We start from the raw sequence: 17,270 nt of genomic DNA on the forward strand, positions 1-17,270 counted from the left end.
GGAAATGAAATGTCAGTAGAACAAAGCTTTTTAGATTATGTTAAGAAGATTGGTGCTTATCAAGAAGCATTAGGGGTGCTTTATTGGGATATGCGCACTGGTGCACCAAAAAAAGGTATTGATCAGCGATCAGAGGTTGTTGGAGTCCTTGCGACGGATGTATTTAACTTATCGACTTCAGACGAACTTAAAGGGTTACTTGACCAGATGGAATTGGAGCTGGATTCAGTAAATGAAGTAAGTAAACGTGTTTTTGAAGAAGTAAAAAAGGAATATAATCTAAGTAAGAAAATTCCTGCAGATGAATATAAGAAATTTGTCGTGCTTCAATCTAAATCAGAATCTGTTTGGGAAGAAGCAAAGGATAAAAATGATTGGGCTATGTTCCAACCGTACTTAACAGAAATGGTAGCTACTTTAAAGAAATTTGTGGGGTACTGGGGAGTAACAGATAATAATCCTTATAATGTATTATTAGATCAATATGAGCCTGGTATGACGACCGAAATTTTAGATCAAGTATTTAGTGAATTAAGAGAGAGAATCGTTTCATTATTAAAGCGTATTTCCGAATCTCCTAACAAGCCAATTACTGATTTCTTATTCAAATCTTTCGACAAACAAAAACAAGAGTCATTTAGTTTAGATATACTCAAACAACTTGGTTATGATTTTGATGCTGGAAGATTAGATGAAACAGTTCATCCATTTGCTACTGGCTTAAACAGAGGAGACGTACGAATTACGACTAAATATGATGAATTCGATTTCCGTTCTGCTGTATTTGGTACAATTCATGAATGCGGTCATGCAATATATGAGCAAAATGTTGCAGAGGAGTTAACTGGAACACCATTAGCGGGTGGAGCTTCAATGGGAATTCATGAATCTCAATCATTATTTTATGAAAATTTTGTTGGACGTAATCCAAAGTTCTGGGAACAAAACTACGAAATGCTTCAAAGCTATTCTCCTGAACAATTTGGGGAAGTTCCGATGGAAGATTTTCTTCGGGCGATTAATGAAGTAAAACCTTCCTTAATTCGTATTGAGGCTGATGAGCTGACTTATGCGCTTCACATCATGATTCGTTATGAAATTGAAAAAGGTTTGTTTAATGGAGAATTAAAAGTAGAGGATCTACCAGAGATTTGGAATTCTAAGTATGAAGAATACTTGGGTGTTAGACCATCTACAAATGCAGAAGGTATTTTACAGGATGTCCACTGGGCAGGTGCTAGTTTCGGTTACTTCCCATCCTATGCACTTGGCTATATATATGCATCTCAGTTTAAAGCAGCGATGTTAAAAGATATTCCGCAGTTTGATAGTTTGTTAGAACAAGGCAATTTGGCACCGATTAAGGAATGGCTTACACAAAATGTACATCAGTACGGAGCTCTAAAAAAGCCATTGGATATTCTTAAAGCAGCTACAGGTGAAGGGCTTAACGGGAAATACCTTGCTGATTATTTAGAAGAAAAGTATACAAGAATTTATAAGCTTTAATAAGATAAGCGGCAAGTTTGAAGCGACTCGAGGAACTAGGCGCTGGAGCTAGACATGCTTAGTAACATGCATATACCTTCTTTTAATAGTGACCCAAGCGACGAATGTTGCTTGGGTCTTTTTTTAAATAAAAGTATAAGTTTTGCATACTATAAATCCACAGATAAACGCCATAAGATTACCAAAAAAAAGAGAGGTTGGTCGTGAAGTCAGTCACGACCAACCTCTCCAAAAATTAACCGGTAATAATATACCGATATGTCTTATACAAAGCACTTCGGTAAAGATAGAAAACAGGTAAGGGCGTCATATGCTTTCTAATGTCAACTAGTTTATGGAATCTTCTAATCCTAGTGGAATATATAAAAATGGTTAGTCTTGACATACGTCTCGACTAACCATTTCTTTATATTTCTTACTACCAGAATTTATATCCTTTTGAACCTGGAGGAGCATTTTGAATCATATCAATAACTGGAACAGTATAAGCAAACAAGATTAACGCAATACATATTGTTAGCCAAATCTTCCAATTTTCCAACCACATTGGAGTTTTTTCTGCATTCTCTGAAACCTCTCCAACAGGAAACTCTGTTTCACCTTTAGGGGCAAAAAATAACAGATTTACTACAATATAAAGTATTAAAATAATACCGACGAATAGAATTGTTCCACCTACTGCCTGTGCTATTTGGTAAGGAATCCATTCCGTTGCTTGTTCAGCACCACCGTAGGTAGAAAAATCCGAGCGACGAGGTGCTCCCATTAATCCAACAATATGCATTGCACCTGACATGATCGACATACCAACCGTCCAAACAATAGCTTGAATAATAGCTAACTTATTCATTTGTTTCGTTAAAATTCTACCAGTTAGGTGAGGTAATAACCAGTAAGAAGCACCAAAGAATGTTAAAACAACAGTTGTTGCTACTGTTAAATGGAAATGACCAGTAACCCAAATCGTGTTGTGAATTAACTGATTCATCTGGTGAGATGCGTTAATAATACCGCCAGCACCAGCAGGTATAAATGCGGCCATTCCGATAAATGGAACTGTAAATCTAGCATCTTGCCAAGGTAGTTTTTTCACCCATCCAAACAACCCTTTACCACCAAGCTGTCTACCACGTAATTCAAATGTAGCAAACATAGAGAATGCCGTTAACAAAGAAGGAATAACTACCATCATTGTTAATATTACTTGTAAAAACTTCCAAAATGATTCAATCCCTGGTTCTGTTAACTGGTGATGAAATCCAACTGGAATAGAGAACAGTAAAAATAACATGAATGAAAGTCTTGCTAAGGCATCAGAGAAAATTTTACCTCCAATAATTTTTGGAATCACGACATACCAAACCATATACGCAGGTAACAACCAGAAGTAAACTAATGGATGACCGAAATACCAGAATAAAGTACGAGAAAGTAAAACATCCACTTTATCAACCCAGCCTAATGACCATGGAATTAGTTGGAATACAACTTCCACAGCTACCCCTAAAGAACAAATAATCCACATTGCCATATTGACAATTACCATAAAGGATAGAAGGGGACTAGATTCACCCGGATGAGCTTTACGCCATTCGTTATACTTCATAATTTGTGCAATACCAACAATCCATGATCCTACAACTACCAGAGCCATTCCCACATAAAAAATCCAATGTGCTTGAAGAGGAGCATAGAATGTATACAAAACAGAAGCTTCGTTTAGTAATACCATCGTTGCAGCTGCAACCGTACCAGTAGTCATTACCCAGAAACCTATCCAACCGAGTAAACGTTGTTTGTCTGTAAAAGTTCCAGAAGTTCTGCTCATAGCAGCAATTTGAAAACCAAGTATAAAATAAGTTGTTAAAATAAGACCTAATAACACACCATGAACAGTTAAAATTTGATAATACCCAATTCCCCATGGGAGTGTAAATTTACCAGAGCGAACTAGAACTTGTAATAAACCACAAAGACCTCCGATGAATAAAGCGATAAATGCTACATATATATGAGCAAGGGCTAGTTTACCATCACGACGGTCGACTTTTGTGAAATCTTTTGCTTTTTCTTTAATCGTTGTCATTTTACTCCACCACCTTTAACTTGGACGTCATAGAAGAGTGTCCGATGCCACAATATTCATTACATAAGATTAAAAACTCGCCAGATTTGTCCACCGTTGTTACATATTCCGAAACGTAACCTGGTTCTAGTATCATATTAATATTTGTTCCAGCAACTTGAAATCCATGAACAACGTCTTTAGTTGTTGATATGAACTTTACGGTGGAACCTAATGGTACCTCAATCTCAGGTGGATTATAGTAAAATGCAGATGCAACTAGAACTACTTCATAGTCCCATTCTTTACCTTCTACTTTATGAACCCCTGGATTATTAAAAGGTGCTATCTCATCAACTCGCTCAGGATCGATGTAAACTTTTCCAGTTGGGGGGTGTGAACCATAATGAAATGCACTAAAACCAACTATAACTAAAAATAATACCAATGAGCTAATCCCAAAAGTTAGCCACCACTTTTCATACTTATGAATATGCATAAGTCTTTAACCTCCAATTAAATTAAAATCTGTCTATGAATAAGTAAAATGCCATGAACCAAGAAACTAATATAAATAAGCCAACAAAACCAACTGAATAAAGAGTGCCTTTTAAATCTGAATCTTTTTCTTTCTTTTTCGACATTTACTTACACCTCCTCCTATTCAACTTGTATAATTCCATAATAAATATAATGGTTAATAGAAGATGTGATAAAAATCACACTTACGTATGTAAACTGTGAACTATATGTGAAATGTGATAGTTTCCTAGGGGGTTCGCCTAATTAGACAGGTTTTTTTACATAAAAAAAGAACCTTCCTACAAAAGGAGGCTCTGTTCTTATTCATCTATAGTTAAGATAATTGCCATTTCACCAATATTTTCAATCACTACAGGAAGTTTAAAAGCATGTTGAAATCCATATAACCTGGTAGTGCCAACAATAACAGTAGGTGGAGTAATATCAATTTCAACTCCATTAGCAGCAACGGAAGTACAAATATTCCCTGCGACCATATTCCCAAGCTCGCCTGTAAATGATTCGAGCATTTCACCTTCTAATGGCATACCGAACATGGTTGCTCCAATTGCAGAAAAGGAATCAGCTGTGGAGTCAATAATTATTCGCCCTTTAATATCACCGATAATTCCAATTAGTACACCCATTTCTTTTTGTTCGAATGGTTGAACCATCAAGGAAGGGGATTTTATATCCATTGCAATTGGTATGACTGATTTTAAAGATTGGATTGTTCCGTTTAAAATTGTTTGAATATGTTTTGAAGCGCTCATTTTTTCCCCTCCATCTAGTATAGATGTATCGATTTTATCATGTAATATAGGAAAAAAGAATAGGTATTGTAGAATTTTAAAATATACTATGGTATTATGTCGATGAGAATGAATATCAAATTCAGTTGAGAGGGCGATATATATGTTAGCTGTAATAATTGGATTATCTATTTTAGTGTATAGTGGGGTAACAGCATATATTTTAAAGTCTACAGCGCCAAAAGCAAAAATAACATGAACAATCCAGATGACTTTATTGCGAAAGCAAATAGAGTCTTTTTTTTATCGTATAAAAGAGTCAAAGAATATTGTTATAGGCTTTAAATTTTTGCTATGATAGATGTACATTGTCGAATTATGAAGGAGATAAAATTTTTATATGCAGAACTCAAAGGAAATACAAGAGATAAAAGAACAAAATGCATTACTAGCAACTATTTTCAAAGGAAACAATGACGACGAACGGTATCGAAAATCCAAACTGTTTGCTGGGAAATTGGAAAAAGGCACATTTACTATTGCCTTTGCAGGTCACTTTTCGGCTGGTAAATCTAGTATGATTAATGCATTGGTTAATGAACAATTGCTTCCAACTAGCCCGATTCCTACCTCAGCAAATATCGTTACAGTTCAAAATACAGCTGAAAACTATGCTCTAGTTCACTTTGTGGATCAACCACCAGTCAGATTTTCTGGGGAGTATGATATTCAACTAGTAAAAAAATATTCAAAAGATGGAAGTAAAGTTTCTCAAATTGAAATAGGACATGCTGGTTCAAGTCTCCCTGAAGGAATTACAATAATGGATACCCCTGGAGTAGACTCGACAGATGATGCACATCGTATTTCCACTGAATCTGCCTTGCATTTGGCTGATATTGTTTTTTACGTAATGGATTACAATCACGTTCAGTCAGAGTTAAACTTTCAATTTACGAAGCAATTACTTCATTATAATGAAAATGTATATTTAATCGTAAACCAAGTGGATAAGCATAGAGAAGAAGAATTGCCTTTTACAGCCTATAAACAATCGGTTGCAGATGCTTTTAATTCTTGGTCTGTTGATCCAAAAGGGATTTTTTATACTAGCTTAAAAAATAATGATTTCATACATAATGATTTTCCACAGGTTCAACAAATAGTGACTAGCTCTATTGAAAACAAAGAGGATTATTATCTTACACTAGCTCAGGCTACATTAGAAAAGTTAATAGATGAGCATTTACATTTTTTAGAGGATGAAAAAGCAGCATGTTTTGAAACCTTTGAGAGTCAGCTGAGCGAAGAGGATTGGAACAACAAAGAAGATATTAAAGAACAATTGGAACTTGCTCAGAAACAAGTAAAACTTCAAGATGTTACTCTTTGGAAAAAGACCTTTGAAGACCTTCGTAAAAACATACTAGAAAATGCTTCTATTATGACGTTTGAAATGCGCGAAGCTTTGAAGTCTTATGCGGAGAGTAAGCAATCCAATTTTAAAGTTGGTTTTTTAGGGAGTAAAAAGAAAACAGAGGAAGAGAGACAAAGAAGACTCAACGAAATTATTAGCTCGTTAGATAAAATTATTGCCACCAATATTACTACTCATATGAAATTATTGATGAAACGCATGTTAAAAGACGTTTCTTTATTAACCGAAGATAAGGCAAATCAAATCGATGCAATACAATTTAGTGTTTCTACTGATCTTATAGACAATTCTTTACACGAAGGAGCAAGTACAAGCGGTAATGCAATCCTAAACTTTGCCAATCGTGTGACAGAAGAAGTCAATCGGTATTACATAAATCAAACGGATTTATGGAAAGAAGAAAATATACATTATATAGAAGAAAACCCAATTGAAAATGAAGACCAAATAGAATCGAAAACAAAAGATCTAAACGAAAAAAAATTGGCGATACACGCATTGGAAGAAATAGATACACGAATACAAACATTTGAAAAAACAGTCACTACTCCATCTTTACCTATTAGGAAGGATCGAGATGAATTATTAAAAAATTGGGAACAAGAGCGCCTTCAATTTGAAAGCTCTATTACGGATTATGATGAACAAGATTATAATACGGAGCAGCCAATTGTAACGATAGAACAGGTAGTAGAAGCAAAAGATGAAGAAGATCTTCTTTCTGCGGAGGCTGTAGTGAGTCGTGCGAAGAGAATTGGTGAAGTATTAGCAGAATTACCAGCTTTTGAAGAGGCAGCCGAAACGATTAAAAGGAAAGCTTTACGAGTAGAGAACCAACAATTTACTATTGCATTGTTTGGTGCATTTAGTGCTGGGAAATCTAGCTTTTCGAATGCTTTAATGGGAGCAAATGTGCTACCGGTTTCACCTAACCCAACAACTGCTGCTATTAATAAGATCCATCCGGTATCCGAAAATCATCTACATAATACAGCTGATGTTGTTCTGAAATCGGAAGGACAAATTTTAGAAGATGTGGCTTATGCGTATGAACAGCTTGGAATAACTATCCATACATTAGAGGAAGCTTTTGAGAAAGCTAGTTCTGTTATGAAAGAGAAGGTAGTAGAAGAGATACATAAATCGTTTGTTACAGCCTTTTATAAAGGATATCCAACATTTAAGGAACAATTAGGAAAGGTTCTAAACGTTTCTGGAGATGAATTTGGACAATTTGTTGCAGATGAATCCAAAAGCTGCTTTGTAGATTTCATTGATTTTTATTATGATTGTGAATTAACGAGACTAGGTGTGACACTAGTAGACACTCCTGGAGCAGATTCGATTAATGCTAGGCATACGGGTGTAGCTTTTGACTATATTCGTAATGCTGATGCTGTATTGTTTGTTACTTATTTTAATCATGCGTTTTCAAAGGCAGACCGTGAGTTCCTAATACAGCTAGGGAGAGTAAAAGATGCGTTCGAGCTAGATAAAATGTTCTTCGTTGTAAATGCAATCGATTTGGCAGACTCAGATGAGGAAGCCAATTTAGTAAAGCAATATGTCCAGGATGAACTACAACGATTTGGTATCCGTTTTCCAAGAGTATATGGAGTATCTAGCTTACAAGGATTAAAAGAGAAAATCGGTGGATTATCATTGCATGAAGGTATGCAAAAATTTGAAGAATCATTTCATCATTTTCTAGAAAAGGATTTAAAGCAAATTTCTATTTCTGCTCTTGAAGAGGAAGCGACTCGTCAACAATCGAAATTACTTAGCTTAATAGAACAGACGGAGGCAAATCTTGCGAGAAAGGACCAACGATTAATCGAGCTTCGAAATCAAGAACAAAATATTCGTAAAAGGTACACAAATTCTAAGTCTACACAAATTGCAAAAGAAGCAAAACAGGAGTTAGATACACTGCTATATTACGTGTTACAACGTGTGTATTATCGTTTTAATGAGTTCTTTAAAGAAGCTTATAATCCCTCTTTATTTTCAAATAACTCTGCTACTGTTGCATTGGATCTTGCCTTAAAGGATATTCTCAAAATGATTCGTTTCGATATAGAACAAGAAATGCGCGTATCAAATTTCCGAATTCTCCAGTTTATTCAGCAGCAAATTCTTCAGTTAGAAAAAGAGGAAATACGTGTACTTAAGGATTGGAATACAGGCTTTACATTTAGTCCACATGAAGTTATGGAGAGGGAACTTTTAGATTTTATAGGACCTTTTGAAAGTATTGCTAAATATGAGCATGTAAAATCATACTTTAAAAATTCTAAAAGCTTTTTTGAAAACAATGAAAAAGAAAAACTACGCGATTCGTTATCCGATGAATCTAAAGTTGAGGCAGATGAATATTTAACGAAAGAAAAAGAACGTTTAGGAAATTGGATTGAGCAATACTCGGATATTGAATCAGAGGCTTTACGTTTGAAGCTGCTTCAAGAATCGATTACTCAAATTGATGCGGAACGAAAATTATTAGAGCAGGAAGAAACTCTTCACACGTGGAAATCAATATACGCACGACTATAAAAGGAGTGATTATATGGCTAAAGTATTTATTGAATTAGCAGAGATTTTAGAGGGAAATCCCCGTTTTATCGATGCTCGCTTTGATTTAAGTGATAAAAACGCAGGACGTCAAATGTATAATATGGAACATGTTGAAGGAGCAATATATTGGGATTTAGAAGAAGATTTATCTGATATGTTCAGTGATAATGGTCGACACCCGATGATTTCTAAGGAAAAAATGACAAGTCTTGTTCAGCAAGCTGGTTTAAACCTAGAAGATTTTATCGTAATTTACGACCAAGGAGCTGCACCTTTTGCATTACGTGCATATTTTTTATTGGAGTGGGCAGGATTTAAAAATATATATGTATCCCGTTCTGGGTTTGAGGAATTAAAGAGTAAGCTGCCAGTTTCGAAAATCGAACCTGTCGTAAAGCACACAACAACGATACTTAAATGGAACACTAGTAAATTACTTACAATGGATGAAGTAAGACAAGTAGTTGCAGACGTAACAAAGGGTCAATTAATAGATGCAAGATCTAATGTTCGTTTTAAAGGCGAAAGTGAACCTATCGATCCAATTGCTGGTCATATTCCAACTGCTATTAACTTTGACTGGGAGCAGCTCAAAGAAGATGGGAAATTTTTAGAGCAGAAAGCGTTAAAGGAAAAATTGAGTCACTTGGCTCCAAATAACAAACCAGTTATAGCTTATTGTGGTAGTGGTGTTACAGCGGCGCCATTGTATGGATGTTTAAAAGAGGCTGGTTACGAAAATGTTCAACTATACGTAGGTAGCTACAGTGATTGGATAAGAGAGAATGATGTTGAAAAATAATAATCAAATATGCCTCAGCATATTTGCGCCTAGAGATTTATCGAGCTAGCTCGATAAATCTCTTTAAAAATCTATGGCATCCGCCTGAGGCTCGCAACAAAAAAACATGTGCTGAAGGAGTTAATCGAGCATAAATATTTCATTTGCACCTTATTTCCAGTATAATAAGTTGTCTTGGGTAAATAACTATAGTATAATAGGCAAATTGTATACGCATGAAATGAGGGCTAATAATGAAAAAATCTATATATGGTCTAACTAGAGATCAATTAATCGAATGGCTTATGGAACATGGCCAAAAGAAATTCCGTGCTGAGCAGGTTTGGGACTGGTTGTACATTAAACGTGTTCAAAGCTTTGCGGAAATGACAAATGTAAACAAAGATTGTCTTCAAATTTTAGAAGAAAACTTTGTTATACAGACGCTAAAAGAGAGTGTTAAGCAAGAATCAGCCGATGGAACAATTAAGTTTCTATTTGAAATGCAAGATGGAAACTTGATCGAAACTGTACTAATGCGCTTTAAATATGGTCTTTCTGTATGTGTTACTACTCAGGTAGGGTGTAATATCGGATGTAGCTTCTGTGCAAGTGGATTACTTAAAAAGAGCCGTGACCTTGACGCAGGAGAAATCGTGGAACAAATTATGAAGGTACAGTTCCATTTAGACCAAATTCAAAAAGAAGAACGTGTTAGCCATATCGTTGTTATGGGTATTGGGGAGCCGTTTGATAACTATAAAAACTTGATGAATTTCTTGCGTACTGTAAATGATCAAAAAGGACTTGCTATTGGCGCTCGTCATATTACCGTGTCAACAAGCGGTCTTGCAAAGAAAATAATAGATTTTGCGGAAGAGGATATCCAAGTGAATCTTGCTGTTTCCTTGCATGCTCCTAATGATGAACTTCGCTCGAAAATAATGGTTATTAATAAGGCATTCCCTATTGAAAAAGTAATGGCAGCAGTAGATTATTATTTAGAGAAGAAAAATCGTCGTATTACATTTGAATATATTCTTCTCAAAGATGTAAATGATCATGTAGAAGAAGCGCTACAATTAGCAAAACTTCTAGAAAATAAACGTCATCTTTCGTATGTGAACTTAATTCCTTACAATCCAGTAGATGAGCATGGTCAATATCAACGTAGTAGTGAAAAGTCTATTAGTGCTTTCTTCCAAACATTGAAAAACAAAGGTATCAATTGTGGTGTTCGTATGGAACAAGGTACCGATATTGATGCTGCATGTGGTCAATTGAGAAGTAAACAAATTAAAAAAGATAAAGTTAAAGTAAACAATTAAGTATAGGGAATGAACGATAAAAAAAACCAGGCAAAGGACATGCCCAGTCCTTTAAGGTCAAAACCTGTTTCTATCGTTTTCGAAGGGCTTTGGACAAACGTTTGGCTATATTATTACCGAGTGAATTTTTAGTGATATTGGTTGTGACGTCCGTCACAACCAATATCACTTTTTTCGGTAATCTTATGGCGTTTGTCCCGCATTTACGGGCAGTAGATAACTGCCCGTAAAAGCCCGAATGGTTCAACTAACATACCATGGGGGATGAAGCCCCCACGGAATGAAGTTTTACTTTTTCTGTCCGTCGCCCTCCTACAACTCTTAGAAACAGGTAAGTGCATTTTTGGGTAACTAGAGAAAAGATATTTTCCTATTCATAGAGGAAGCTCTCGAAGATACAATTTCATTCGCTATTTCACTTCTTTATTTAGTAAACACTTACTATTTTTCTTTTTTTCCACTAGTATAAAAAAAATCTGCTTTCTTTATCCTTCATTACAGAATAGTATCCCTAATTCAACGGACGGTTTTACCACTATATTAACTTTGACTACTATTATCCCGCGGAACACTTCCACCTGAAAAGGAATCAGCGGTATTAATCATTCTTTCAACCCATGAACCCAATGTACACGGTACATTTTTATATACTTTCTCTTTTTAAAAAAACGCAAGTGCCCTTTTAAGATAAAAACCTAATTTGTCTCGTTTTCGGAGAACTTTGGACAGATTTGCTGCTATATTATTATCGACAGATTTTTTAGAGAGGCTGGTTGCGACTGGTTTGATGTCACAACCAGTCTCTTTTTTTTCGGTAATCTTATTGTTAAGTACTACTCCCTTTGCTGATTGGAGTGAAGGGTGGCGACTACAGCGGGAATAGCCCGAGCTGAAAGCCCCGCAGGAACGTTGTGACGAGGAGATTGAAGCCGGGCCCGCGGAAAGCATCCGCCTGAAACGGAAATCAGCGGTATCATTAATATTTGGAACACTTCATAACTTGAAAAAAACGCATTAGCCATTATGGCTATGCGTTTTTTTATCGTCTTTTACAGGTATTTCATCAATTGTGTGCTTGAATGCGTATCCTTTATTGATAGTGAAAATAGTGAGCCCTAATACAATTAGGAATATAAATATACCAATGATAATTACGGTAGTCATGCAAGTTCCTCCTAATAATGAATCATTAGCTATATCATAGCATAAGCAATGACCTTATTAGGGCAGAACTATAATTGTTCAAATTAATGTTTGATTTGGGGAGTACTTAGTACTGAATTAAATAATTGCTCCCCGTCAGCTGCTTGCATTGTTTTTTTACTTTTGTTGCATTTTCAGATAGTTCATAAATAGTTTGACACTCTCGGTTTGTTAATCCAGCTATTGAGATAGTTAAAAGAGGAAATTGTTCTTCTATTCCATGTCTATTTTTAGAGACAATGTATCCTTTTATATAATCGTATGCATAGTAATAATGCTCAATAGACTCATTGAATTGTTCAATAATCTTTTCACAAATGTCTTTACTTTTAGTTATGTCTGTAATTAGTATAAAATCATCTCCGCCAATATGACCGATGAATCCATCGGAAGGGCATACTTCCTCTAATATTTTTGCAAGGTCCATTATTACCTTATCTCCCTTTTCGAATCCATATACATCATTGTATGGTTTAAAATTATCAATATCTAAGTAAAGAACGATAAGCTCGTTTGTTGCTTCAATACATTTTTGTAGCTGCTGTTCAATTATAATATTACCGGGTAATTCTGAAAGTGGATTTAAATGCTTTGCATAGTCTATTTCTAGCTGCATACTTTTCTCCAATAAATCCTTCACTGTGACAACGCCAAAATAATGATCCTGTTTAGTGATAGTGATAAAATCATATAAGTGTAATGGATCGCGTTTCATCGCAATTTTAGCAACTACATCAATCGGGGTTCCAGCGTCGACTTTCATAAATTGTCTGCTCATAATTGCTGAAATTGGTTTTTTATTATATAAACTATAGCCATAGGGTCCGCTGAATTTCAAATGCAGTTTATTTCTCGTAATTACCCCAATTAGTTTATTGTTTTCTTTAATACTAAAGCCAGGGAGGGAATCATTGGATTCCATTAATTTACTAACTTTGGAAATCGGCATATCACTCGAAATCATATGTAGGGGAGTAGCAATATTTTCTATAGACGTGTCAGTTAAACGATTAGAAAAAATACTATTTTTTCGGTTGTTTTCTTTTTTTATAATGCTTATCAGCTCGCTACGGACTGGAATTAACTTTGAATTCGGCTTCTGAATATAATATCCTTGTCCAAAATGTACACCTATATCAATCAGTGTATGTAATTCCTCCATTGTTTCAATGCCTTCTGCAATAATATGTATTTGTGAATAATTGGCAAATTCACATAAACTTCTAACGAGCAATTGTTTGGTCCTATCTTTGTTAATGTTACGAGTTAGTTTCATGTCTAATTTTATAAAATGTGGACGTACATCCGTAATAATATTTAGTCCCGAATATCCAGATCCTACATCATCAATAGCAATTTGGTAATATTGTCTTTTATAGTGATCAATCGTATTTATAAAATCTTTTAAGTTATTAATAGCCTCCCGTTCTGTGATTTCAAATACTATTGAATCTGAATCCATCTGAAAAAGTGACAAAAATTCTTTCGTAAACCCTTGTTTAAACTTGGGGTCATTCATAATATTTGGATTTACGTTTAAAAAAAGTTTGCCTTCAGCTTGTAATTCATGTGCACACTTCAATGCATTTGCTCTGCAAACATTTTCAAGCTCCCAAAGCTTTCCGGTCTTCAGTGCATAATCAAATAAATTCTCTGGATTATGTAATACAGTATTAATGGGTCCTCTGGTTAATGCTTCATAACCGTATATTTGCCCCGTTTGTAAAGAAATAATTGGTTGAAATACAGTTTCTATAGCCTTTTCTTCTAAAATATACCTAAAAAGATCATAATAATCATTTTCTAAAATTGCCATCCTATATCCCCCTAAAATAAAGCAAAATATCCTAGTTTATAGTTTAAATAAGAATTGTCTCCTACATATGATTTCTATGTTAAGAAATTGTAATGGTCTCATAATGCTATGAAATTTTTGAATAATTCATAATGTTATTGACTATTATATAGATCCAGTGTAACATTGCTTTATCAGAATACTTTAGCGAGTTGAATCGCTGATGCATTAAATGTTAAATGGGGGTTATAAAAGATGAAAAGCACGAAGAAAAAATTAGGTATGGTTTTATCAGCTGCTGTTTTAATACTAGCTGCATGTGGTGGAGATGAATCCGCTTCAACAAATACTACGGAGTCAGAGGACACAAAAACTTATAAGATAGGTGTAACGCAAATTGTAGAGCACCCATCTTTGAATGCTGCATTTGACGGATTCCAAAAAGCAATTGAGGATGCAGGACTTGAAGTCGAATATGAAGTTAAGAATGCTCAAAATGATAACAGTCAGAATACTACCATCGCTAATGATCTAGTAAGTTCAGGGGTAGATTTAATATTTGCCAATTCTACTCCTAGTGCCCAGGCAGTTTCAGCTCTAACAGAAGATATTCCAATTGTATTTACTTCCGTAACAAACGCTGTTGATGCAGAACTTGTAGACTCTATGGAAAGCCCAGGTGGAAACGTAACTGGGACAGTTGACACACACCCTGATGCTATTCCAAGTACCATTGCATTTTTGAAAAACGAGTTAAAAGCAAAAAATGTTGGTATTGTTTTTAATGCAGGGGAGCAAAATTCACGTTCACAAGTAGATGCCGTAAAAGAACAAATGGCTGAAGTTGGACTAAATGTAGTAGAAGCTTCTGTTTCTACATCTGCTGAAGTTAAACAAGCAACTGAATCTTTAATAGGAAAAGTAGATTCGTTATATATCATAACGGATAACACGGTAGTTTCAGCACTTGAATCTGTTGTAAATGTTGCCAACGAACAGAAGCTTCCAATGATGGTAGCAGAGTTTGATTCAGTAAAACGTGGTGGCTTAGGTGCTTATGGATTTGAATTTTATGATATCGGTTATGAAGCAGGGGAAATGGCTGTTAAAATTTTAAAAGGTGAAAGTACACCTGCAGAATTACCAGTTCAATATCCACAAAACTTAAAATTTGTTTTGAACAAAGATACTGTTGATGCTCTTGGAATTGAAGTGAAAGATGAGTGGGAATCTGAATTTGTGGAATAGATAGGAGTTTGATGTATTATGTTTTCAGCAATCTTTGGATCAGTTGAACAAGGATTTATATATGCAATTATGGCACTCGGCGTGTATTTGACATTCCGAGTGTTAGATTTTCCTGATTTAACAGTAGATGGTAGCTTTGTGACTGGAGCCGGTACTGCTGCAATGATGATTGTGTTGGGCTATCACCCTGCGCTTGCAACTCTAGTTGCTATATTGGCAGGATTTCTTGCAGGTTGCATGACTGGGCTGTTACACACAAAAGGGAAGATTAATCCCTTACTTTCTGGAATATTAATGATGATTGCTTTGTATTCTATTAATTTACGGATAATGGGCTTTACTGTTGAGAACTCGGTAGGACGGCCAAATATCCCCTTGATGAATGAAGAAACCTTATTTAGCCAATTCTTTGGCTGGTGGGGGAGTTTAGGTATAGATGAAACTATTAATGGTTTTTTAACTTCAATGGGAATTCAATACCTTCCAAAGACTTGGGGAACAGTAGTAATTGTTGCTATTTTAGTAGTTATTATCAAATTTATTTTTGACTGGTTCTTGAAAACGGAAGTTGGTTTAGCGATTCGGGCTACTGGTGATAACAAAAAAATGATTCGAAGCTTTTCTGTAAATACAGATACGCTTGTCATATTAGGACTTGGCCTTTCTAATGCGTTAGTTGCATTTTCTGGGGCTTTGATAGCTCAATACGCTAAGTTTTCGGATATTGGAATGGGTATAGGAATGATTGTAATCGGACTTGCATCTGTTATTATTGGAGAAGCGATTTTCGGTACGAAAACAATTGTAAGAACGACACTTGCTGTAATCATTGGTGCCATTATTTATCGTATCGTTTTAGCTTTAGCACTTCGAGTAGAATTTTTGGATGCAGGAGATATGAAGCTAATTACAGCAATCATTGTAATTATAGCGCTAGTTTTACCTCAATATTTTGAAAAACGTCGTGAAAAAAGTAGAAAAGCTAAACGACATGCTCTACGTGAGTCCCAAACTATGCTAAAAAGTAAGGAGAGTGAAAACCTTGCTTAAGTTAAATAATATCAACAAGATTTTCAATGAAAGCACGGCAGATGAGAAAATTGCATTAGATCGAATAAATTTAAATTTAAATATAGGAGATTTTGTCACTGTTATCGGGAGTAATGGTGCTGGAAAATCTACAATGTTAAATATGGTATCCGGAGCATTATCACCAGACTTTGGACAAATAATGATTGATGGAAACGATGTAACAAAACTCCCAGAATTTAAACGTTCTCAGTTTATCGGTAGAGTGTTTCAAGATCCAATGTCGGGTACTGCACCTACTATGACAATCGAAGAAAACTTGGCAATTGCATACTCTAGAAATAAAAAAAGAGGTCTAAAAATTGGTGTGGATAAACAAAGAAAAGAGTTTTTTCTTCACTCACTGGAAAGACTGCATCTTAATCTTGAAAATCGATTAAATGCTAAAGTTGGATTACTTTCGGGGGGAGAGAGACAGGCATTATCATTGTTAATGGCCACTTTTACACAGCCTTCCATCTTATTACTAGACGAGCATACGGCTGCACTTGATCCATCGCGAGCAGAACTAATTACAAATTTAACGGAAAAGCTTGTTAAAAAAGATAATCTTACCACTCTAATGGTAACTCATAATATGCAGCAAGCATTAGACTTGGGTAATCGTTTAATTATGATGGATAAAGGACAAATAATTTTGGAAGTTGGGGAAGAAGAGAAGCATACCTTAACGATTGAAAAGCTAATGGAAGAATTCCAACGAATTAGAGGCCAAAAGTTTACTAGTGACCGAACACTATTATCGTCGTAATAAGTAAAAGAGTAGCTAAAATGCTGCTCTTTTATTTTTGTAGTTTTATATAAGTGGGGAATTAGATAAATTTTCCGATTCGCCAGTAAATCCACATCTACGCAAGTAAAAGGGCAGCGAGAGCAAGTAACTTATTGTACCTGTGCAAGTAAGTTTACGAGAGAAGAGACGTTAGAGCAATAAGAAAAACCGGGTAAAAGACATGCCCGGTCCTT

General features: G+C 35.3%; 13 protein-coding genes. 7 read left to right on the top strand and 6 right to left on the bottom strand.

Annotation, left to right across the window (positions count from 1 at the left end; genetic code table 11):
• Positions 1 to 9 precede the first annotated feature (9 nt).
• Positions 10 to 1,509 carry a carboxypeptidase M32 gene (locus KD050_RS19650; RefSeq protein ID WP_211893980.1) on the top strand — a complete coding sequence of 500 codons (1,500 nt, stop codon included), beginning with the start codon at positions 10 to 12 and terminating at the stop codon, positions 1,507 to 1,509.
• 418 nt (positions 1,510 to 1,927) lie between these two features.
• On the opposite strand, the gene KD050_RS19655 is transcribed toward KD050_RS19650, so the two are convergent.
• The 4 genes from KD050_RS19655 to KD050_RS19670 all read right to left on the bottom strand — a co-directional run bounded on the left by KD050_RS19655 (position 1,928) and on the right by KD050_RS19670 (position 4,869).
• Positions 1,928 to 3,595: a b(o/a)3-type cytochrome-c oxidase subunit 1 gene (locus KD050_RS19655; protein WP_211893981.1), complete on the bottom strand. Its 1,668-nt coding sequence runs from the start codon at positions 3,593 to 3,595 to the stop codon at positions 1,928 to 1,930.
• A 1-nt stretch (position 3,596) separates the two neighbouring features.
• Positions 3,597 to 4,073, bottom strand: coding sequence for a cupredoxin domain-containing protein (locus KD050_RS19660; protein ID WP_211893982.1), 477 nt, complete (start codon positions 4,071 to 4,073; stop codon positions 3,597 to 3,599).
• Positions 4,074 to 4,095: 22 nt separating this feature from the next.
• Entirely contained in the window at positions 4,096 to 4,218 is a 123-nt protein-coding gene (locus KD050_RS19665) for a cytochrome c oxidase subunit 2A (protein WP_211893983.1), read from the bottom strand.
• A gap of 198 nt (positions 4,219 to 4,416) precedes the next feature.
• Complete coding sequence (locus KD050_RS19670) at positions 4,417 to 4,869, bottom strand: chemotaxis protein CheX (protein ID WP_211893984.1); 453 nt, start codon at positions 4,867 to 4,869, stop codon at positions 4,417 to 4,419.
• Between the two features lie 379 nt (positions 4,870 to 5,248).
• Here KD050_RS19670 and KD050_RS19675 point away from each other — a divergent pair, with 379 nt between their 5' ends.
• The 3 genes from KD050_RS19675 to rlmN all read left to right on the top strand — a co-directional run bounded on the left by KD050_RS19675 (position 5,249) and on the right by rlmN (position 10,969).
• Entirely contained in the window at positions 5,249 to 8,839 is a 3,591-nt protein-coding gene (locus KD050_RS19675; protein WP_211893985.1) for a dynamin family protein, read from the top strand.
• A gap of 13 nt (positions 8,840 to 8,852) precedes the next feature.
• Positions 8,853 to 9,662: a sulfurtransferase gene (locus tag KD050_RS19680; protein ID WP_211893986.1), complete on the top strand. Its 810-nt coding sequence runs from the start codon at positions 8,853 to 8,855 to the stop codon at positions 9,660 to 9,662.
• A gap of 233 nt (positions 9,663 to 9,895) precedes the next feature.
• Entirely contained in the window at positions 9,896 to 10,969 is a 1,074-nt protein-coding gene (gene rlmN / locus KD050_RS19685) for a dual-specificity RNA methyltransferase RlmN (protein WP_211893987.1), read from the top strand.
• Positions 10,970 to 11,983: 1,014 nt separating this feature from the next.
• Here rlmN and ytzI read toward each other — a convergent pair.
• Together ytzI and KD050_RS19695 are read right to left on the bottom strand one after the other, a co-directional pair.
• Entirely contained in the window at positions 11,984 to 12,133 is a 150-nt protein-coding gene (ytzI, locus tag KD050_RS19690) for a YtzI protein (RefSeq protein WP_211893988.1), read from the bottom strand.
• A gap of 106 nt (positions 12,134 to 12,239) precedes the next feature.
• Entirely contained in the window at positions 12,240 to 13,988 is a 1,749-nt protein-coding gene (locus KD050_RS19695; protein ID WP_211893989.1) for a GGDEF domain-containing protein, read from the bottom strand.
• A 234-nt stretch (positions 13,989 to 14,222) separates the two neighbouring features.
• Here KD050_RS19695 and KD050_RS19700 point away from each other — a divergent pair, with 234 nt between their 5' ends.
• Genes KD050_RS19700 through KD050_RS19710 form a run of 3 tightly spaced genes read left to right on the top strand, consistent with a single transcriptional unit; the run spans position 14,223 to position 17,055 of the window.
• On the top strand, positions 14,223 to 15,215 hold the full coding sequence (locus KD050_RS19700) for an ABC transporter substrate-binding protein (protein WP_211893990.1): 993 nt from the start codon (positions 14,223 to 14,225) through the stop codon (positions 15,213 to 15,215).
• A gap of 18 nt (positions 15,216 to 15,233) precedes the next feature.
• Positions 15,234 to 16,265, top strand: coding sequence for an ABC transporter permease (locus KD050_RS19705; RefSeq protein WP_211893991.1), 1,032 nt, complete (start codon positions 15,234 to 15,236; stop codon positions 16,263 to 16,265).
• Positions 16,258 to 17,055 (top strand): ABC transporter ATP-binding protein, encoded by a 798-nt coding sequence (locus KD050_RS19710; RefSeq protein WP_211893992.1) that lies wholly within the window; start codon positions 16,258 to 16,260, stop codon positions 17,053 to 17,055. Before KD050_RS19705 ends, KD050_RS19710 begins: the two co-directional genes overlap by 8 nt.
• The last annotated feature ends 215 nt before the right edge of the window (positions 17,056 to 17,270 follow it).

Source organism: Psychrobacillus sp. INOP01, assembly GCF_018140925.1.
Lineage (GTDB): Bacteria > Bacillota > Bacilli > Bacillales_A > Planococcaceae > Psychrobacillus.